The organism is Streptomyces sp. NPDC049627 (assembly GCF_044465645.1).
Classification (GTDB): Bacteria; Actinomycetota; Actinomycetes; order Streptomycetales; family Streptomycetaceae; genus Streptomyces.
The window spans coordinates 167,805-186,671 of the sequence record NZ_JBITLW010000018.1; the positions used below are offsets into that span (position 1 = coordinate 167,805).

17 protein-coding genes are annotated in these 18,867 nt (G+C 72.3%); 2 read left to right on the plus strand and 15 right to left on the minus strand.

All coding sequences use genetic code 11. The annotated features are described in order from the left end of the window. Window positions 1–139 precede the first annotated feature (139 nt). Together yicI and ACIBU0_RS39185 are read left to right on the plus strand one after the other, a co-directional pair. Window positions 140–2,392: an alpha-xylosidase gene (yicI, locus tag ACIBU0_RS39180; protein ID WP_398828316.1), complete on the plus strand. Its 2,253-nt coding sequence runs from the start codon at window positions 140–142 to the stop codon at window positions 2,390–2,392. Beyond that, window positions 2,392–3,402 carry a LacI family DNA-binding transcriptional regulator gene (locus tag ACIBU0_RS39185; protein ID WP_398828319.1) on the plus strand — a complete coding sequence of 337 codons (1,011 nt, stop codon included), beginning with the start codon at window positions 2,392–2,394 and terminating at the stop codon, window positions 3,400–3,402. The genes yicI and ACIBU0_RS39185 overlap by 1 nt, the downstream gene beginning before the upstream one ends. 568 nt (window positions 3,403–3,970) lie before the next feature. Here ACIBU0_RS39185 and ACIBU0_RS39190 read toward each other — a convergent pair. The 15 genes from ACIBU0_RS39190 to ACIBU0_RS39260 all read right to left on the minus strand — a co-directional run. Further along, complete coding sequence (locus ACIBU0_RS39190) at window positions 3,971–4,207, minus strand: acyl-CoA carboxylase subunit epsilon (protein ID WP_398828322.1); 237 nt, start codon at window positions 4,205–4,207, stop codon at window positions 3,971–3,973. Between the two features lie 8 nt (window positions 4,208–4,215). Further along, window positions 4,216–5,859 (minus strand): acyl-CoA carboxylase subunit beta, encoded by a 1,644-nt coding sequence (locus ACIBU0_RS39195; RefSeq protein WP_398828324.1) that lies wholly within the window; start codon window positions 5,857–5,859, stop codon window positions 4,216–4,218. Next, window positions 5,856–6,722, minus strand: a complete 867-nt coding sequence (locus tag ACIBU0_RS39200; protein WP_398828326.1) for a 4'-phosphopantetheinyl transferase family protein — start codon at window positions 6,720–6,722, stop codon at window positions 5,856–5,858. Before ACIBU0_RS39200 ends, ACIBU0_RS39195 begins: the two co-directional genes overlap by 4 nt. Beyond that, the gene (locus tag ACIBU0_RS39205; protein WP_398828328.1) at window positions 6,719–8,056 is read right to left on the minus strand and encodes an MFS transporter; all 1,338 of its coding nucleotides are present in this window, start codon (window positions 8,054–8,056) and stop codon (window positions 6,719–6,721) included. Before ACIBU0_RS39205 ends, ACIBU0_RS39200 begins: the two co-directional genes overlap by 4 nt. Beyond that, entirely contained in the window at window positions 8,053–8,931 is an 879-nt protein-coding gene (locus ACIBU0_RS39210; protein ID WP_398828330.1) for an alpha/beta hydrolase, read from the minus strand. Before ACIBU0_RS39210 ends, ACIBU0_RS39205 begins: the two co-directional genes overlap by 4 nt. 4 nt (window positions 8,932–8,935) lie before the next feature. Next, complete coding sequence (locus ACIBU0_RS39215) at window positions 8,936–10,561, minus strand: FAD-dependent monooxygenase (RefSeq protein WP_398828333.1); 1,626 nt, start codon at window positions 10,559–10,561, stop codon at window positions 8,936–8,938. A 43-nt stretch (window positions 10,562–10,604) separates the two neighbouring features. Continuing rightward, entirely contained in the window at window positions 10,605–12,086 is a 1,482-nt protein-coding gene (locus ACIBU0_RS39220) for an FAD-dependent monooxygenase (RefSeq protein ID WP_398828336.1), read from the minus strand. A gap of 2 nt (window positions 12,087–12,088) precedes the next feature. After that, the gene (locus ACIBU0_RS39225; protein ID WP_398828338.1) at window positions 12,089–13,039 is read right to left on the minus strand and encodes an aromatase/cyclase; all 951 of its coding nucleotides are present in this window, start codon (window positions 13,037–13,039) and stop codon (window positions 12,089–12,091) included. Window positions 13,040–13,398: 359 nt separating this feature from the next. Next, window positions 13,399–13,629, minus strand: a complete 231-nt coding sequence (locus ACIBU0_RS39230; protein ID WP_398828340.1) for a hypothetical protein — start codon at window positions 13,627–13,629, stop codon at window positions 13,399–13,401. Between the two features lie 201 nt (window positions 13,630–13,830). Next, complete coding sequence (gene fabG, locus ACIBU0_RS39235) at window positions 13,831–14,616, minus strand: 3-oxoacyl-ACP reductase FabG (protein ID WP_398828342.1); 786 nt, start codon at window positions 14,614–14,616, stop codon at window positions 13,831–13,833. A gap of 196 nt (window positions 14,617–14,812) precedes the next feature. Further along, window positions 14,813–15,088 carry an acyl carrier protein gene (locus ACIBU0_RS39240; RefSeq protein WP_398828344.1) on the minus strand — a complete coding sequence of 92 codons (276 nt, stop codon included), beginning with the start codon at window positions 15,086–15,088 and terminating at the stop codon, window positions 14,813–14,815. A gap of 49 nt (window positions 15,089–15,137) precedes the next feature. Next, window positions 15,138–16,349: a ketosynthase chain-length factor gene (locus tag ACIBU0_RS39245; protein WP_398828347.1), complete on the minus strand. Its 1,212-nt coding sequence runs from the start codon at window positions 16,347–16,349 to the stop codon at window positions 15,138–15,140. Beyond that, a complete protein-coding gene (locus ACIBU0_RS39250; protein WP_398828349.1) occupies window positions 16,346–17,617 on the minus strand; it encodes a beta-ketoacyl-[acyl-carrier-protein] synthase family protein in 1,272 nt (423 codons plus the stop codon). Before ACIBU0_RS39250 ends, ACIBU0_RS39245 begins: the two co-directional genes overlap by 4 nt. Next, window positions 17,614–17,943 carry a TcmI family type II polyketide cyclase gene (locus tag ACIBU0_RS39255; RefSeq protein WP_398828351.1) on the minus strand — a complete coding sequence of 110 codons (330 nt, stop codon included), beginning with the start codon at window positions 17,941–17,943 and terminating at the stop codon, window positions 17,614–17,616. Before ACIBU0_RS39255 ends, ACIBU0_RS39250 begins: the two co-directional genes overlap by 4 nt. 213 nt (window positions 17,944–18,156) lie before the next feature. After that, window positions 18,157–18,867: biotin/lipoyl-containing protein (locus tag ACIBU0_RS39260; RefSeq protein WP_398828353.1), on the minus strand; the 711-nt coding region annotated here is incomplete at its 5' end.

Sequence of the window (18,867 nt, forward strand, 5' to 3'; positions counted from 1 at the left end):
CCCATTCCCGGATAAGCCATTGACGCACCTTCGGCCCGCACATACCTTCGCCATCGAAGCGCTTCGACAATCAGCGTCGAAGCGGTTCACCGACCGCAGCGCGGCATCCCCGTAGGCGCAGTCACGTTAGGACCCTCACATGAAGTTCACCGACGGCTACTGGCTGCTCCGCGAGGGCGTCACCGCGGCCCACCCCGCCGAAGTCCTCGACGTCACCGAGTCGGACGGCGCCCTGGAGATCCACGCGCCGACCCGGCCCATCCGCTCGCGCGGCGACCTGATGACGGGACCCGTCATGACGATCAACGCACACACGCCGATGCCCGACGTCATCGGCCTCACCCTCACCCACTTCGCGGGCGAGCAGCCCCGCGGCCCCGAGTTCGGGATCGCCGAGTCGGAGGAGACCGCCCCGCAGATCTCGTACGACGAGGAGCACGCGACCCTCACCTCCGGCGCCCTGTCGGTCCGGGTCGCCCGCACCGGCTCCTGGCACGTCGAGTTCCTCGCCGGCGGCCGCACGCTCACCTCCAGCGGGCACAAGAGCATGGGCATCATGCGGGACGCGAGCGGGGCGCACTATCTGCGCGAGCAGCTGAACCTCGGCGTCGGCACGTCCGTCTACGGCCTCGGCGAGCGCTTCGGCCCGCTGGTCAAGAACGGGCAGGTCGTCGACATCTGGCAGGCCGACGGCGGCACGTGCAGCGAGCAGGCGTACAAGAACGTCCCCTTCTATCTGACGGACGCGGGCTACGGTGTCTTCGTCGACCACCCGGGCAAGGTCTCCTTCGAGGTGGCCTCCGAGGTCGTCTCCCGGGTGCAGTTCAGCGCGGAGACCCAGGAGTTGACGTACTACGTCATCTACGGCCCGACCCCGAAGGACATCCTCCGCAAGTACACGGCCCTGACCGGCCGCCCGGCGCTGCCGCCCGCCTGGTCCTTCGGCCTGTGGCTGTCGACGTCCTTCACCACGTCGTACGACGAGGAGACGGTGACGTCCTTCGTGGACGGCATGCGGGAGCGCGAACTGCCCCTCTCCGTCTTCCACTTCGACTGCTTCTGGATGCGCGAGTTCAACTGGTGCGACTTCCAGTGGGACCCCCGGGTCTTCCCGGACCCGGAGGGGATGCTGGCCCGGCTGAAGGCGAAGGACCTGCGGGTCTGTGTCTGGATCAACCCGTACATCGCGCAGCGCTCTCCCCTGTTCGCGGAGGGCAAGGCGCTCGGGCACCTGCTGAAGCGGCCGGACGGGAGTGTCTGGCAGTGGGACCTGTGGCAGCCCGGCATGGCCCTGGTCGACTTCACCTCCCCCGACGCCCGCGACTGGTACGCCGCGAAGCTGGAGGCACTGCTCGCGCAGGGCGTCGACTGCTTCAAGACCGACTTCGGCGAGCGGGTGCCGATCGACGTGCGGTGGTCCGACGGCTCCGACCCGGAGCGGATGCACAACTACTACACGTACCTCTACAACCGCACCGTCTTCGACGTGCTGCGCAAGCACCGCGGCGAGGAGGAGGCGGTGGTCTTCGCCCGCTCGGCGACCGCGGGGAGCCAGAAGTTCCCGGTGCACTGGGGCGGCGACTGCGAGGCGACGTACGAGTCGATGGCGGAGTCGCTGAGGGGCGGACTGTCGCTCGGCCTGTCCGGCTTCGGGTACTGGAGCCATGACATCGGCGGCTTCGAGGGCACGCCGTCACCGGCCCTGTTCAAGCGGTGGCTGGCGTTCGGTCTGCTGTCGTCCCACAGCCGCCTGCACGGGTCGTCGACGTACCGGGTGCCCTGGCTGTTCGACGAGGAGTCGGTGGACGTGGCCCGCCACTTCATCCGGCTGAAGCTGCGGCTCATGCCCTACCTCTACGAGGCCGCCCGCACCGCCCACACCGAGGGCCTGCCGATGATGCGGGCGATGGTGCTGGAGTTCCCGGACGACCCCGGGTGCGCGCACCTGGAGCGGCAGTACATGCTCGGCCCGGACCTGCTGGTGGCCCCCGTCTTCAGCGACGAGGGGGACGTCTCGTACTACGTCCCCGAGGGCACCTGGACCCACTTCCTCAGCGGGGAGACGGTGACCGGCCCGCGCTGGGTACGTGAGCGCCACGACTTCAGAAGCGTGCCGCTGCTGGTGCGGCCGGGTGCGGTGATCCCGCTGGGCGCGGTGGACGACCGGCCCGACTACGACCATGCCGACGGGGTCACGCTGCGGGCGTTCGGGTTGGAGCGGGGCGCACAGGTGACGGTGCGGGTCGGGGAGGTGGCCTTCACCGTCGTACGGGAGGGTGACACGCTGCGGGCCTCCTGCAGTGACCCGTCCGCGCCCTGGGGACTGGCGGCGGGTGAGCGTGAGGTGCGGGCACGGGCGGGGACCGGGTTTCTCGCCCTGGAGCTGGGCTGATGGTGAAGATCACGGACGTGGCGCGGCACGCCGGGGTCTCCCCCAGCACCGTGTCGTACGCGCTGAGCGGCAAACGCCCGATCTCCGAGGAGACCCGCCGCCGCATCGAGGAGTCCGTCCGCCGGCTCGGCTACCGCCCGCACGTCGGCGCCCGCGCGCTGGCGAGCGGCAGATCGAACGTGCTGGCGCTGGCGGTGCCGCTGCGGGCCGGGATCGACGTGCCGGTGGTGATGCGGTTCGCGGTGTCGGTGGTGACGACGGCGCGACAGTACGGCCATGACGTGCTGCTGATGACCCAGGAGGAGGGCGAGGAGGGGCTGCGGCGGGTCACGGGGACGGGACTGGTGGACGCGCTGGTCGTGATGGACGTGCAGTTGGACGATCCGCGGCTGCCGCTGTTGCGGGGGCTGGACCGGCCGTCGGTGCTGATCGGCTTCCCCGCGGATTCGTCCGGTCTGACCTGCGTCGACCTGGACTTCATGGCGGCCGGTGAAGCGTGCGTGGAGCATCTGGCGCGGCTCGGGCACCGGGTGGTGGCGCTGGTGGGGTCGCCGCCGGAGGTGTACGTGCGGGGGACGGCTTTCGCGCAGAGGGTGGTGCGGGGGTTCACGGCGGCGGCGGACCGGAACCGGCTGACGTCCGTGGTGCGTCCGTGTGAGGCGTCACCGGCGGCGGCACGTGCGGTCGCCGGGCAACTGCTGCGGGAGCACCCGGCGTTGACGGGTGTGGTCGTCCACAACGAGGCCGTCCTGGAGCCGCTGATCGACGCCTTCGAGGAGTTGGGGCTGCGGGTGCCGGGGGATCTGTCGGTCACCGCGATCTGCCCGGATGAGCTCGCGGAGGCGGTGCGGGTGCCCGTGACGTCGATCGCGTTGCCGGCCGCGGAGGTGGGGGCGCGGGCGGTGGAACTGCTGATGGGGAAGCTGAGCGGGAAGGCGGTGCCGGAGGCGACGTTGCTCGCGCCGAGGATGACGGAGAGGGGGAGTACGGGGCGGCGGGCGGTGGCGTGAACTGTGGGTGATCGCGGTGCCGGGGCGGGGGCTGTTGTGCTGTACTTGGAAGCAGGCAGGGCCCCCGCCCGGACCGTGTGACCGGGTGGTGGCCCAAGGTCAGCAGGAGCTTGCCGGATGTCCCCAGACCGTGTGGGGACATCCGGCTACCTCTGGCCCACCGGAAAAGGTGGGCCCCCGCTCGGATGCGACCGAGCGAGGGCCCAGGCTCAGCAGGAGCCTGTCGGATGTCCCCATGCCGTGTGGGGATATCCGGCTACCTGCTGAGCCACCAGAGCAGCCACCTCCTCGCGTGCCTCGCGGCCCGTTCCGGCAAGAGCCGGATCAGCCGCATGACGAGAGTCGGTTTCTGCCCCTCGTGACGGCACATGCTGGGGCGTCCTCCCTTCGACGTGAGGCGGCCAGTCACGGTCCCGGGACCGCTCTCGTCGGGCCGGGCCCCGAGGGGACGGGGCCCGGAGTGAAGGGAGGACGCACCCAAAGGTGCGTCACAGCCGCAGATACTACCGGCTACGGAGCGCTGTCATGCAACTACGCACAGCTACGCGGAAGTTCTGCGGCTGACGTCTCAACCGTGCCAGGCCCGCGGGCAGTTGTAGGCCCGGGTCCGTTCCGGGCGACTCCAGCGGGCCGTGGTGGGGCGGTGCGGGGCCGGTTCGTCCGCAGCCGTCAGGCGCAGGGTCAACACGGCTGTGAACGCCGCGAGTTCCTCGGCGCTCGGCTCGCCCCGCAGGACCCGGAAGGACGTGGCGGCGAGAAGGTCGGAGGGCGTCGGGCTCGGGGTCGGGGTCGAAGTCGCGCTCATGATGCCTCCTACTGGGGCGGGTTGCCGTGCTTGCGGGTGGGCAGGGCGGTGGACTTGGCGGTGAGCATCGACAGGGAGCGGCTGAGGATCTGGCGGGTCTCGCGGGGGTCGATGACGTCGTCGACGAGGCCGCGCTCGGCCGCGTAGTAGGGGTGGACCAGTTCGGTCCTGTACTCCTTGATCTTCTGGCGGCGCATCGCCTCGGGATCGTCGGCGGCCGCGATCTCCCGGCGGAAGACGACGTTCGCGGCGCCCTCCGCGCCCATCACCGCGATCTCGTTGGTGGGCCACGCGAGGGCGATGTCGGCGCCGATGGAGCGGGAGTCCATGACGATGTAGGCGCCGCCGTAGGCCTTGCGCAGGACGACCGAGACGCGGGGCACGGTGGCGTTGCAGTAGGCGTAGAGGAGTTTCGCGCCGCGGCGGATGATGCCCTCGTGCTCCTGGTCGACGCCGGGCAGGAAGCCGGGCACGTCGACCAGGGTGATCAGCGGGATGTTGAAGGCGTCGCAGAACTGCACGAACCGTGCGCCCTTTTCGCTCGCCCTGATGTCGAGCACACCGGCCATGGAGGCGGGCTGGTTGGCGACGATGCCGACGACGTGCCCGTCCAGGCGGGCCAGCGTGCAGACGATGTTGGTGGCGAAGGCGGCGTGGACCTCCAGGTGGTCGCCGTCGTCGACGATCTCCTCGATCACCTTGCGGATGTCGTAGGAGCGGTTGCCGTCCTCGGGGACCAGGTCGAGCAGTACGTCGCCGGGGCGGTCCGCGGGGTCGGAGGCGGGGTGGACGGGCGGCAGTTCGCGGTTGTTGGACGGCAGCAGGGAGAGGAGGTAGCGGACCTCTTCGAGGCAGGTGCGCTCGTCGTCGTAGACGAAGTGGGCCACTCCGGAGGTGCCGCCGTGCACGTCGGCGCCGCCCAGGCCGTTCTGGGTGATCTCCTCGCCCGTCACCGCCTTCACCACGTCCGGGCCCGTGATGAACATCTGGGAGATGTCGCGCACGGCGAAGACGAAGTCGGTCAGGGCGGGCGAGTACGCCGCGCCGCCCGCGCACGGGCCGAGCATGACCGAGATCTGCGGGATGACGCCGCTGGCCTTGGTGTTGCGCTGGAAGATGCCGCCGTAGCCGGCGAGGGCGGAGACGCCCTCCTGGATGCGGGCGCCCGCACCGTCGTTGAGCGACACCAGCGGTGCGCCCGCCGCTATCGCCATGTCCATCAGCTTGTGGATCTTCTGGGCGTGGGCCTCGCCCAGGGCGCCGCCGAAGATGCGGAAGTCATGGGCGTAGACGAAGACCGTACGGCCCTCCACCGTGCCCCAGCCGGTGACGACACCGTCGGTGTACGGCTTCTTCGCCTCCAGGCCGAAGCCCTGGGCGCGGTGCCGGCGCAGGGCCTCGACCTCGGTGAACGAGCCGGGGTCGAGGAGGAGTTCGATGCGTTCGCGGGCGGTGAGTTTGCCCTTGGCGTGCTGGCGCTCGGTGGCCTTGGGGTCGGGGCCCGTGCGGGCGAGCTCCTTGATGGTGCGCAGCTCTGTGAGGCGGTCCGTCTCGGGGGCGTCCGGGGCGGTGTCGAGCACGGGAGCCGCGGGAGCTTCGGTCGTCACGGGAGCTTCGGGAGCCACGGGAGCTTCTGGGTCGGTGACGGTCATGATGCCTGGGCCCTTTCCTTCCTGTTCCTGGTGTCGATGAGGGCGTGCGTGCGGACGGAGGACGGATCGTGGGCGCGCAGCACCGTGCGCAGGCCCGGTTCGACCTCGGAGATGCGCTCGACGGCGTCCCGGGCGTAGAGCCACTCGGCGGGCACCGGGTGCATCGCGGCCCGCCAGTCCTTGTCGCCGGCCAGCGCCGCGGCGCCGACATGGCCGTCGCAGAGCGGCATGTTGCGCACCGTCCAGCCGGTCGGGCGCCAGGACTCGGCGGCCTCGCCCAGGTAGTCGAGGTCGGCCGCGCGGGCGAGTCCGGTGCCGAGGCCCTTGAGGTACGCCTCCTTGCGGGACCACAGCCGGGCGAAGGCCGTCTGGCGCCCGTCGGTCGGGATCCGGGTGATCTCCTGGCGCTCGGCCGGGTGCAGCAGGGGCAGACAGGTTTCGACGGTCTCCGGTGACGGCAGTGCCTGGACGTCGACGCCGACCCGGGTGCGGGCCACCGCGACCAGGGCCAGGCCGTGGCTGTGGGAGAGCGAGAACTCGGGGGCGCCCGGCAGGTCGACCAGGACCGGCCGGCCGTGCCGTTCCCCGCACTCCTCGCACCACTCCCGGCCGAGGGGCAGCCGCCGGGGTGCGACGCCGGTGTAGACCGACAGCACCCGGCGCAGGCCCACATGGGCGGCGGCGTACATCTGCCGGTCGCTGTGCCGACGGTAGGCGGCGGCGCGCCGGCGCTCGTCCTGGTCGAGTTCGCCGACCGGGACGTCGCGCGGCGAGGCGGGGGGCGGCAGCAGCCAGATGTGCAGGTCCGACGGGCCCAGCTCCCGGGCGGTGCGGGGGGTGTTCGGTACGAGGGGGAGGTTCACGGGCGACTCCGGGTTCCGGTCGTGGGTGCCTGCGTCCGCTCGGCCGGGGGTGCCCCGGCTCGTGCGTCGCTGCGGTCGGCCACCGCCGCGACGAGCGCGGCCGCCAGCGAGATCAGGCCGCCCGCCCACAGTGCGGAGCGGGTGCCGAGGTACTGGGTGACGGTGCCGACGAACAGGGCGCCGAGCGGGGCGCTGCCTTGCAGGATCAGGGTGTAGAGGGCCATGACCCGGCCCCGGTAGGCGGGGTCGCTGCCCAGTTGGATGCGGTGGTTGGCGGCCTGCGCGAAGTACAGGGACGCGAAGCCGGTCGGTACGAGCAGCACCAGCGCCGTCGGCAGGTTCGGTGCCCACCCCGTGGCCGCCGCCAGGGCGCCGAAGGCGCAGGCCCAGCCGATGACCAGGCGGGCCGGGGGGCGGCCGCGGCGCAGGGTGCCGGTGAAGGCGGCCAGCAGCGACCCGGCGGCGAGCGCGGCGGTGAGCAGGCCGAAGGCGGCGGCGTCGGTGTGGAAGACGGTGCGGGCCATCAGCGGCAGGGTCAGCTGGAGGTTCAGGCCGAACAGCGACACCGCCGCGAGCAGGGTCAGCGTCGCGACCAGGTCGGGCCTGGACCGCAGATGGGCCAGTCCCTCGGTGACGCGGGCGTCGCGCGCGGCCGGGCGGGGCGAGCGGTGCAGTTCGGCGGGGCGCATGGCGCGCAGTCCGGCCACGGTCGCCGCGTAGCTCGCCGCGTTCAGCAGCATCACGGTGCCGGTGCCGGCCGCCTCGATCAGCAGCCCGGCCAGGGACGGGCCGAGCACCCGCGCGATGTTGAAGTAGGCGCCGCTGAGCGCGGAGGCGTTGGGCACCAGGTCCGGTCCGACGAGCTCGGCGATGAACGACAGCCGGGCCGGCACCTCCACGGCGCCCGCGACGCCGAGGGCGAGCGCGAACACGTAGACGTGCCCCAGCCGGGCCGCGTCGCCGGTGACCAGCAGGCCGAGCAGCAGCGCGAGCACACCGGAGACGACGTTGGCTCCGGTCAGCAGGGCACGCTTGTCGTAGCGGTCGGCGATACGCCCGCCGTACAGGGTCAGCAGCAGCATCGGCGTGAACTGCAGCGCGGTGACCGTGGCGAGGGCGGTGCCGGAGTCGCCGCTCAGGTCGAGGACGAGCCAGTCCTGGGCGACGACCATCATCCAGGTGCCGGTCGCGGACGCGATCTGACCGGCCGCGAAGAGCCGGAAGTTGCGCACGGTCAGCGAGCGCAGGCCGGTGGCCAGCAGCCCTGCGGACTTGTCCGGCGGGCCTGGGGACTTGTCCGGCCGTCCTGGTGTCCTGGATTCGGATGGGGTCATGGACCGTCCCGCTCCGGCAGGCACTCCTCGAAGAAGGCGAGCGCGCGCAAGTGGTAGGCGCGGGCCGTGCGCCCCAGGCTGATGTTGTGCCCGGCGTCCGGCTGCCGGTCGACGACCACACGCGGCGCGGCGCTGAGCCTCGCGCGCAGGTCGTCGAGGGCGTCGGCGTCGTGCCGCCACCACAGTTCGTGCTCGGCGAACGTCAGGCGTACGGGGACGCGCACGCGCGGGGCGAGCGCGTCGAACACCTCCGGCCAGTCCGAGGCGGCCCGCAACTCCTGTTCGGGGATGGGCTTCACGAGGGCGGCGCTGCGCTGGAAGGTGGCGGGCGGGTAGAGGGCGAGGCGGCCCCAGTTGTGCTTCCAGCGGGCCCGGTCGGGTCCGGCGAGCAGTTCCGCGGAGCGCGGGGCGTAGCGGTGGCCGCAGCCGGAAATGTCCAGGCCCAGCAGGTCGGCCGGCGGGGCCTCGGCGGCCAGCGTCAGGGCGAGCTTGCCGCCGAAGGAGTGCGCGAGCAGGAAGGTGCCGGTGCCGACGGGGTACTCGGTGTGGAAGTCGTCGAGCGCGGCCCGCAGGACGCGGGCCTGCCCGGCGAGGTCCAGGCCTTCGGGGAGCCCGGCGGCCGAGTCGCCGTAGCCGGGCCGGTCGACGGCGAGGACCTGGAACCCCAGATGCGCTCCCAACGCGCACAGTGAGGCGTCCGGTTGGGCCCCGCCGTCGAAGTACCCCGCGCTCATCCCGGCCCCGTGCAGCGCGACGACGGTGGCACGCGGCGGCGTGTCCTGAGGCGCGCTCAGCAGGGCCGACAGGGTGTGCCCGGCGGCATCCAGCGTGATCCGCCGCACGCGCGGGCCGACGGACAGGGACGCGGTGGTCATGGCGCTACGCCACCTCCGCAGTGCCGAACCAGTGGTGGAGGGCGGTGACGAGGCTGTCGATGCCGGCGGCGACGTCGGTCTCGGTGGCCTCGGGGGCAGCGGGGGTCGCCGCGGCGGCTGCCTGCGCCTGCGCGGCGGTGTCGTGCGGGTCGCTCATCGGGGCGGTGTCCTCTCCTCCGGCTGCCCAGGCCACGTGGCCGTCCGGGCGTACCAGCAGCGCCGTCGCTCCGGAGAAGACCTCGGGGGTCTCGGGGGTGGCCGTGACGACCGGGATCCGGTCGGCCCAACCGGCCGCACGCTCCCGGAGGCCGGCGTCGTCGGCGAGGTCCAGCAGGACACCGCGGGCCGGGTGGAGCAGGGCTGTGGTGGTGGTCTGCGTGCCGTCGGCCAGCCGGAGCGGGCGCGGGGGGAGACGCCGGCCGACGAGGGGATGGGCGCCGGGGGCGGAGCCGAAGTCGTAGGTGATGTCGAGGTGGCTGACGACGCCGGCCAGCCGGCGGCGGACCTCCGTGAGCTCCATCAGTTCGCCGAAGACCTTGCGCACGGGGTCGGCCTCGGCGCCGCCGAGGAAGATCATGCCCTGCGCGCGGGTGTTCATCAGCAGCCGGGCGCCGACGGGGTGCCGTTCGTCGTGGTAGCTGTCGAGCAGGGCGTCCGGCATGTCCCCGCGGGCCACCGCGGCCAGCTTCCAGCCGAGGTTGACGGCGTCCTGGACGCCCGTGCTGAGCCCCTGTCCGCCGGCCGGGAGATGGACGTGCGCGGCATCCCCGGCGAGCAGCACCCGGCCCTTGCGGTAGGCGGAGACCTGACGGGTGGCGTCCGTGAAGGAGCTGACCCAGTCGGCGCCGCCCCCGGCCAGCGACTCTCCGGTGATGCGCTCCCAGGCGGCCGCGACCTCGTCGAACTCCACCGCCTGCGGCCGGTCCCCGGCCGGGGTGCCGTCCTCGCACACGATGATCCGGTCGACGCCCGGTGCCAGCGGCGCGGCCATCACCATGCCGTTGTCCAGCCGCTCCCCCAGGAAGCGGGGGCGGATGTCGCAGCCGGTGACGTCGGCCAGGTACATGCGGCGCGTGGCCGGCAGCCCGGGGAAGTCGAAACCGGCCGCCTTGCGCACGACGCTCTGTCCGCCGTCGCAGCCCACCAGGTAGGCGCCGCGCACCCGCTGTTCGCCCTCGGGTGTGGCCGCGACGATCTCGACGCCGTCGGCGTCCTCGGCCAGCTTGGTCAGCTCCCAGCCCCGCCGTATGTCCGCGCCCAGCTCGCCGGCCCACTCCTCCAGGACGGCCTCGGTCTGCGACTGCGGGACGCCGCGCGCGCCGAAGTGGGCGTCCTCCAGGACGGTGTAGTCGAACTGCACGCCGCCGAAGTGGCCCATCGGGCTCTTCTCCAGCCCGCCGAACCGCGGCAGCAGCCCCCGCTGGTCGAACACCTCCATCGCGCGGGCCGTGAAGCCGAGCCCGCGGGACTGCCCGGTCGGCTCCGCCAGCTTCTCCACGACGACGACCCGGGCCCCGCCCAGCCGCAGTTCTCCGGCCAGCATGAGGCCCGTCGGCCCCGCGCCGACAACGATCACATCCGTGTCCACAGCGCTTCCCTCTCTGAGGCTCGCCCAAATCGATAGGAACATGTGCGACTTGCCATGACTTCTGGTGTTTCGAGGTCCCGCGGGGTCACAGCCCCGCGTCCGGCCGCCCGAACCAGTGGCGGATCGCCGCCGTCGCCGCCCACGGGTCCGCGCCCGCCCAGACGACATGGCCGTCGGGGCGGACCAGCAGCCCGTCGGCGCCGTGCAGCGGCTCGGCGGTGTCCGGTCGTACCGCCACCGGGGTGACCCGGTCGGACCAGACCTTGCCGAGCCAGCGCAGTTCGGCGCGGGCGGAGTCGGAGACGAGCAGCAGTCCGCGACCGTCCCGCAGCAGCTGCGCGACGCCGACCGGGCCGTCCGGTGTGGGCAGCGGGCCGAGAGGGAGGCGGGCGCCGAGCAGGGGGTGGGTGCCGCCGCCGACGGGGTAGCGGATGTCGAGTCCGGTGATCATCGCCGAGAGGTGGTCCCGGGCGGGCCCCGCGTCGATGAGCTCGCCGAGCAGGGTGCGCGCCGGCTCCACCTCCGGCCCGCCGAGCAGCAGCAGCGCCTGGGCCCTGATGTTGGCGAGCACCCGGCGCCCGACCGCGTGCCGCTCGTCGTGGTAGGTGTCGAGCAGCCCTTGAGAGGCGCGGCCGCAGGTCACCGCGGCCAGCTTCCAGCCGAGGTTGGCCGCGTCCTGGAGGCCGAGGTTGAGCGCCTGGCCGCCGCTGGGCATCTGGCGGTGGGCGGCGTCCCCGGCGAACAGCACCCGTCCGTGGCGGTAGCGCTCCAGCTGCTGGTTCGCGTCGCCGAAGGCGTTGAGCCACACCGGGCGCCCGCCGCCGAGGTCCTCGCCGGTGACCTGCCGCCATACGTCGACGACCTCGGCGAAGTCCGGCGGTCCCGTCCGCTGCCGGGCCGGGCGGCCGAAGGCGTGCACCATCACCCGGGTGACGCCGCCGGGCATCCGGGCCGCGATGGCCAGCCCGTGCTCCCGGCGCTCGAACCGCCGGTTCGGGATGTCGATCCCGGCGATGTCCGCCCGCAGCAGCTCCCGCCCGGCGGGGGTGCCGGGGAAGGCCGCGCCGGTCAGCCGGCGCACGGTGCTGTCCTCGCCGTCGCAGGCGACGACGTACGCCGCCCGCAGCCGCCGTATGCCGTCCGGGGTGTCGGCGGTGACCTCCACGCCCCCGCCGTCCTGGACGACTTCGCGCACCTCCCAGCCGCGCCGGACGTCCGCGCCGAGGGCCCCCGCCCAGTCCTGGAGGAGTTCCTCGGTCCTGGTCTGGGGCACCTTCCACTGGCCCGAGTACGGGCCGGGCACGGTCAGGTCCATCGGTACGCCGCCGAAGTGGCCGCGCGGTTCGCGCGGCGGGTCGCCGAGCGCGTCGAGCAGACCGCGGCAGTCGAACAGCTCCACCGTGCGGGCGTGCAGCGTGGAGGCGCGGGACTCCGTGGTGGGGGTGCGCAGCCGTTCCAGTACGACGACGTCGGCGCCGCCGAGGCGGAGTTCGCCGGCGAGGAACAGGCCGACGGGGCCCGCCCCCACCACGATGACCCGGGTGGCCCGGGAGGTGTCGGTGGCCATGGTCAGCGGCTCTTCTCCGCGTGGTCCCTGGCGTGGCCCAGCGTGGCGCGGCTGTTGGTGCTCAGCGCGCCCTGGACGTACTCGCGGGCGTCCTCGACCGTCGCGTCGGCGCCGAGGATGCGCTGGATGTTGTCCGGGTTGAGCACGACCGTGTGCTGCGAGGTGGCGGCGACGCCGCGCGGGTACTCCTCGAACGTCCACAGGCCGGTGTGCAGGGTCATCAGGGCCGGCAGGGTGACCTGCTTGTAGGCGATCGCGCGGTGCGGGAAGGTCACCCGGTACGACTTGGTGGTGTGCGTCGAGCCGTCCTTGGCGCGGGTGTCCATCTCCAGGACCTGAAGGCCGGGCGTGGGCTCCTCGAACTGGACGCGGGCCACGTGCGGCAGGCGGTCCACCCAGCGGTCGGCCTCGTTGATGAAGTCGTAGACGTCCTTGGCCGAGCCCTCGATCAGGACGGTGTCCTCGAAGGAGAAGGTGAGCTCGCGCGTGGCGTGGGCCCGCTCGACGTTCTCCTTCAGGGCGGCCAGCTCCGAGCGGGAGTTGCGGTCGACGGCCTCGTCGATCCAGGCGAGGCTCTCGGGGTCGTCGTCGATGGCGCGGTAGTCGTGCAGCAGCCGTACCAGCGACTCGCCGCCCGGCAGCTCCTCGATCACCCAGGCGCCGCCCATCGCGGCGACCGGGGGTGCGGAGACCTCCTGGCGGAAGGTGATCCGGCGGCCCTCGGGGTCCAGGGTGCGGCGCGAGGTCCAGCTCTTGGCGGCACCGTTGGCGGTGGCCCAGATGCGGATGCGCTCCTCGCGCTCGCCCTTCTCCAGGTGGTCCACGTGGATGGTGGGCGGGAAGATCCGCGGCCAGTTCTCCACCTCCGCGATCAGGCGGTAGACGGCGTCGGCGGGGGCCGAGACGGTGATCTCGTGCGCCACCTCGCGGGTCGTTGCTTCCGTCGTGGTCACGTCCTCGTCCTCTTCTTCCTCTTGTCGGTCCGGGCGGGTCTGGTCTGGCCGGGTGGATCCGGGCGGTCCGGGTGGGCCTGGCCTGGCCGGGCGGGCCTGGCTTGGCCGGGCGGGCCTGGCTTGGCCGGGCGGGCCTGGCTTGGCCGGGCGGGCCTGGCTTGGCCGGGCGGGCCTGGCTTGGCCGGGCGGGCCTGGCCTGGTGGATCCGGGCGGTCAGGCAGGGTCTGGCCTGGGCGGATGGATCCGGGCGGATCCGGGTGTGGATCAGGCAGGGGCAATCGGGCGGGGTCGGCCGAGCTTCCGGGCGGGGCCAAGCCCGGCGCGAGCCGGGGTCACGCCGGAATCAGGCGGGTTGGGGCTCAGCCGCCGGGGGCCGACGGAGTCGGGCCGAAGGCCGGTTCGGAGTCGTGCGGGATCGGGCCGAAGGCCGGTTCGGAGTCGTGCGGGATCGGGCCGAAGGCCGGTTCGGAGTCGTGCGGGATCGGGCCGCAGCCGGGCGGGAGCCGGCCGGTCCGGGCGGGTCTGGTCCGGCCCAGCGGATCCGGGTGGATCTGGATGGATCCGTGCGGATCCGGTCGTGTATCAGGCAAAGGCGATCGGGGCGGGGTCGGCCGGGCTTCCGGGCGGGGCCAAGACGGGCGCGAGCCGGGGTCGCGCCGGAATCAGGCGGGTTGGGGCTCAGCCGACGGGGTCGGGCCGAAGGCCAGGTCGGAGTCGTGCGGGATCGGGCCGCAGCCGGACGGGGAGCCGGCCGGAAGCCAGGCCGGAGGCCGGACCGCAGTCGGGCGGGGTCAGAAGTTGCCCAGGCCGCCGCAGACGTTGATCGCCTGGGCGGTGACGGAGGCGGCGGTGTCGGAGGCGAGGTAGCCGACCATCCCGGCGACCTCCTCCGGCGTGGAGTAGCGGCCGAGCGGAATCTTGGCCTGGAACTTCTCGAGGATCGCGTCCTCGGTGGTGTCGTAGGCGGCGGCATAGCCCTGGCGGACCCGCTGGGCCATGGGGGTCTCGACGTAGCCCGGGCAGACGGCGTTGACGGTGATGCCGGTCGGCGCGAGTTCGTTGCCGAGGGCCTTGGTGAAGCCGACGACGCCGTGCTTGGAGGCGGAGTAGGGGGCGCCGAGGACCACGCCCTGCTTGCCGGCGGTGGAGGCGATGTTGATGATCCGGCCCCAGCTGCGGCCGCGCATGCCGCCGGTGTTGAGCACCTCGCGGGTCAGGCGGAACACGCTGTTGAGGTTGGTGTCGATGACGTCGTCCCACAGCTCGTCCGCGAGGTCGGCGGTGACCCCGCCGCCGCTGCGCCCGGCGTTGTTGACGAGGATGTCGACGGCGCCGAAGCGGTCGACGGCGGCCTGCACGAAGGCACGGACCGCGTCCCGCGAACGGACGTCCACCGCGGCGCCGTCCGCCTCTATGCCCTCCTCCTGGAGCTGCTTGACCGTCGCGGCCACGTTGTCGGCGTCGCGTGCGCCGATGAACACGCGGTGCCCGGCGGAGCCCAACTGCCGGGCCGCCGCCAGGCCGATGCCACTGGTGGCCCCGGTGATCAGTGCGACCCGCTGCGTCTGCTGCGGCATGCTCTTTCAACTCCCTTGGTGGAGGACTGCGAGAACTTCAAGGACTGCGAAAACTTCAAGGACTGCGGTAACTACGACTGCGAGAACTACGACTGCGAGGGCTACGGGGAATGCGAAGGGTGGGGGGCACGCCGCCGCCGGTCGAGTGGGGGGTCCGGCGGCGGCGAGATCGTGAAATGTCGGGTAGGACGAAGCGTCAGGCGGCGGCCTGCGACCCGTCCCCCAGCTGGGCGTTGACCGCGTCGATGAGGGCGCGCGGCGTGTTGCTCTCCGACAGGACGTCGTCGTCCAGGACGATGCCGTACTCGCGCTCGATGCGGCCGCCGGTCTCGAGCAGCGCCAGCGACTCGTAGCCGAGGTGCTCGAAGTCCTCGTCGAGGATGTCGCCGTCGAGGTCGACGGTCTCCTCGGCGCCGGCGCCCTCGATCAGGATGCGCTTGAGGTCGTCGAGGGTGAACTGCTGCGTTTCCACGGGTGGTTCCTTTCAGGTCGTATCGGTGTGCGTGGGATGGTTCGGGCGGTCAGGCGACCGCGCGTACGATCGCCGCCGAGTTGAAGCCGCCGTGGCCGCGGGCCAGCACCAGCGCCGTCCGCAGCACGGCCTCGCGGGGCCGGTCGACGACCAGGTCGAGGGCGTAGTCCGGGGACGGCGTCACGTGCACCGTCGGCGGGATCACCCCGTCGCGCATGGCCAGGAACGCGGTCGCCAGGTCCAGGGGTGCCGCGCCCGAGTAGAGGCGGCCCGTCATCGTCTTCGGGGCGGTGACCGGGACGGCCCCCGGACCGAACACCGCCGTGATCGCCTCCGCCTCGATCCGGTCGAGCTCGGGGTCGGCCGCCGCGTCGCAGAACACGACGTCCACCTCGTCGGCGCCCACCCGGGCGTCGTCCAGGGCGAGTTCGATCGCCCGGCGCAGGGCCGGCGGACGCTCGCTGCCCGGGGCGGGGTCGAAGGTGGCGGCGTACCCGGCGATCTCGCCGTAGATCCGCGCATCGCGCGAGCGCGCCGACTCCTCGGACTCCATGACGAGCAGCGCGCCGCCCTCACCGGGCACGTACCCGTCGGCCGCCCGGTCGAAGGGCAGATATGCCTGGCTGGGCTCGTCGCGCGTGGTCAGCCGCTGCGCGGCGAGCTGGGCGACCCAGCCCCACGGGCAGATGGAGGCGTCCACGGCCCCGGAGACCACGACCGCGGTCCCCTTGCGGATCTGCCGCCGTGCCTGTGCCACCGCGTCCAGACCGCCGGCCTGGTCGCTGACGACGACGCTGCTCGGGCCCTTCATGCCGTGCCGGATGGAGATCTGGCCGCTGTTGACGGCGTAGAACCAGGCGAACGACTGGTACGCGCTGACGTACTGGCTGCCCCGGCTCCACAGCGCCTGCAGCTCGCCCTGGCCGAACTCGAAACCGCCCGACGAGCTCGCCGTGACCACGCCCATGCTGGACTCGGGCAGCTCCTGCGGCCGTATCCCGGCGTCCTCCAGCGCCCAGTCGGCGGCGACCAGCGCCAGCCGGGTCATCCGGTCGGTCTGCGGCAGCAGCCGGCTCGGCAGGTGCTCCTCGGCCGCGAAGCCGGGGATCTCGCCGGCGAGGCGCGCCGGGTACTGCGAGGGGTCGAAGCGGGTGATCCGCCCGATCCCGCTCTTCCCGGCGAGCGTCGCCTCCCAGTAGTCCCTCACGCCCAGGCCGTTGGGGGCCGTGACGCCCAGCCCCGTCACCACCACCGCGCTCATGCCATGCTCCTCTCGGGACGGGCGAGCACCATCGCGCTCTGGAAGCCGCCGAACCCGCTGCCCACCGTCAGCACCGCGTCGGTCAGCTGCTCGCGCGCGGTGACCGGCACGTAGTCCAGGTCGCACTCCGGGTCGGGGGTGTGCAGGTTCGCCGTGGGCGGCACCACGTGGTGCTCCATCGCCAGCGCGGACGCGGCGATCTCGATCGAGCCGATCGCGCCGAGCGAGTGCCCGACCATCGACTTGATGGAGCTCACGGGCGTGCGGTACGCGTGCTCGCCCAGACTCTTCTTGAAGGCGGCCGTCTCGTGCCGGTCGTTCTGCTTGGTGCCGGAGCCATGGGCGTTGATGTAGTCGATCTGGTCCACGTTCATCCGGGCCTCGTCCAGCGCCACCGTGATGGCCTCGGCCATCTCGGCGCCGTCCGGCCGCAGACCGGTCATGTGGTACGCGTTGCTGCGGGTGGCGTAGCCGGCGATCTCGGCGTAGATGTGCGCCCCGCGCCGCCGGGCGCTCTCCAGCTCCTCCAGGACGAACACCGCGCAGCCCTCGCCGAGCACGAACCCGTTGCGGGTGCCGTCGAAGGGGCGCGAGGCCTGCTCGGGGTCCTCCTTGCGCGGGGTCGTCGCCTTGATGGCGTCGAAGCAGGCCATGGTGATCGGCGAGATCGGCGCGTCCGAGGACCCGGCGATCATCACGTCGGCCGAGCCCTCGCGGATCAGCTCGACCGCGTAACCGACCGAGTCGATGCCTGAGGTGCAGCCGGTGGACACCACGGTGTTGGGGCCCTCCGCGCCGACCGTCCAGGCGACCTCGGCCGAGAAGGAGCTGGGGACGAAGTAGTTGTAGAGATGCGGTACGGCGTACTCGTGGTCCACCAGGTGCAGCCGGCCGCCGTCGCTGACGATCCGGTACTCCTCGTCCAGGCCCATCGTGGCGCCGACGGCGCTGCCGATGGTGACGCCCACCCGGTGCGGTTCGTGGGCGGCGAGGTCGATCCCGCTGTCCGCGACCGCGCCGCGCGCCGCGACCACCGCGAACTGCGCGGCCCGGTCCATGCGGCGGACCTCCTGCGGGGCGAGTCCGTGCTGCTCCGGGTCGAAGTCCATCTCCGCGGCGACCTGCGAGCGGAACGGGCTCGGGTCGAAGAAGGTGATCCCCCGCGTGGCGGTACGGCCTTCGCTCAGCATGTCCCAGAAGTGCTTCTTGCCGACGCCTCCGGGCGCGAGGACCTCGATCCCGGTGATGACGACTCGACGGCCGCTCATCGGGACGCCTCCCAGGAGTAGAAGCGCGTGGCCATCGCATCGGCGGGTGACCGCCAGGTGGCCGGGTCGTACGCCTGTATGTACGGCTTCAGGTCCTCGCTGATGCGCACGAAGCGCTCATCGGACTTGGCCTTCTCGATCAGCTCGCCACCGTTGTCCGCATCGAAATCCTGGAGATGGAAATAGAGACCTCGGTAGTGGAAGAGCTGACGGCGTCGAGTACCCATCAGGTGCGGCATCTCGGACTCGTCGAATGCGCCGAACAGCTTGGCGACATCGACTGCCGAGCCCGGTTCCATCCGAGCCACGATCAGGGTGCTGTGCATGATCTCTCCTTGGAAATGGTGCGTGGGAAGGGGAGCACTGAAGGGGAGCGCGGAAAGGGAGTCGAATTCCGTCAGTCGATGCCCCGGCAGATATGCGGGTGGTCACTGTCGTTCTCTTCGTCCTCGCCGGCCAGAAGCCAGGTGGGCGGCTGGGGGGCGGGCGCGTCGGGCCCGTTGTCATGCGTCACGATTCGCACCTCCCTCGGGACGTCCTCAGTCCTTGATCTCGCAGATGGCGGCACCGGAGGTGAGGGAGGCGCCGACTTCGGCCGACAGGCCCTTGATGGTGCCGGACTTGTGGGCGTTCAGCGGCTGTTCCATCTTCATCGCCTCGAGTACGACGATGAGGTCGCCTTCCTTGACCTCCTGGCCCTCCTCGACGGCGACCTTGACGACGGTGCCCTGCATCGGGGAGGCGAGGGTGTCGCCGGAGACGGTGGGACCCGAGTTCCGCGCCGCGCGGCGTTTCGGCTTGGCCCCGGCGGCCAGGCCGGTGCGGGCCAGGGTCATGCCGAGGGAAGCGGGCAGGGAGACCTCCAGTCGCCTGCCGCCGACCTCGACGACGACGGTGTCGCGGCCTGGTTCGGTGTCGGGCTCGGCGTCGGTGGGGGTGGTGAAGGGCTTGATGTCGTTGACGAACTCGGTCTCGATCCAGCGGGTGTGGACCGTGAACGGGTCCTGGCTGCCGGTGAGTTCGGGGGCGAAGGCGGGGTCCTTGACGACCGCGCGGTGGAAGGGGATGGCGGTGGCCATGCCCTCGACCTGGAATTCCTCCAGGGCGCGGGCGGCGCGCTGGAGGGCCTGTGCGCGGGTGGCGCCGGTGACGATGAGCTTGGCGAGCAGGGAGTCCCAGGCCGGGCCGATCACGCTGCCGGACTCCACGCCGGCGTCCAGGCGCACGCCCGGGCCCGACGGTGCGGCGAA

Excerpts from the sequence above, each read along its gene's own strand:
- yicI (WP_398828316.1), top strand. The coding sequence starts at position 140 with ATGAAGTTCACCGACGGCTACTGGCTGCTCCGCGAGGGCGTCACCGCG.
- ACIBU0_RS39185 (WP_398828319.1), top strand. The coding sequence starts at position 2,392 with ATGGTGAAGATCACGGACGTGGCGCGGCACGCCGGGGTCTCCCCCAGC.
- ACIBU0_RS39190 (WP_398828322.1), bottom strand. The coding sequence starts at position 4,207 with ATGAGCGCGACTTCGACCCCGACCCCGAGCCCGACGCCCTCCGACCTT.
- ACIBU0_RS39195 (WP_398828324.1), bottom strand. The coding sequence starts at position 5,859 with ATGACCGTCACCGACCCAGAAGCTCCCGTGGCTCCCGAAGCTCCCGTG.
- ACIBU0_RS39205 (WP_398828328.1), bottom strand. The coding sequence starts at position 8,056 with ATGACCCCATCCGAATCCAGGACACCAGGACGGCCGGACAAGTCCCCA.
- ACIBU0_RS39210 (WP_398828330.1), bottom strand. The coding sequence starts at position 8,931 with ATGACCACCGCGTCCCTGTCCGTCGGCCCGCGCGTGCGGCGGATCACG.
- ACIBU0_RS39215 (WP_398828333.1), bottom strand. The coding sequence starts at position 10,561 with ATGTTCCTATCGATTTGGGCGAGCCTCAGAGAGGGAAGCGCTGTGGAC.
- ACIBU0_RS39220 (WP_398828336.1), bottom strand. The coding sequence starts at position 12,086 with ATGGCCACCGACACCTCCCGGGCCACCCGGGTCATCGTGGTGGGGGCG.
- fabG (WP_398828342.1), bottom strand. The coding sequence starts at position 14,616 with ATGCCGCAGCAGACGCAGCGGGTCGCACTGATCACCGGGGCCACCAGT.
- ACIBU0_RS39245 (WP_398828347.1), bottom strand. The coding sequence starts at position 16,349 with ATGAGCGCGGTGGTGGTGACGGGGCTGGGCGTCACGGCCCCCAACGGC.
- ACIBU0_RS39250 (WP_398828349.1), bottom strand. The coding sequence starts at position 17,617 with ATGAGCGGCCGTCGAGTCGTCATCACCGGGATCGAGGTCCTCGCGCCC.
- ACIBU0_RS39255 (WP_398828351.1), bottom strand. The coding sequence starts at position 17,943 with ATGCACAGCACCCTGATCGTGGCTCGGATGGAACCGGGCTCGGCAGTC.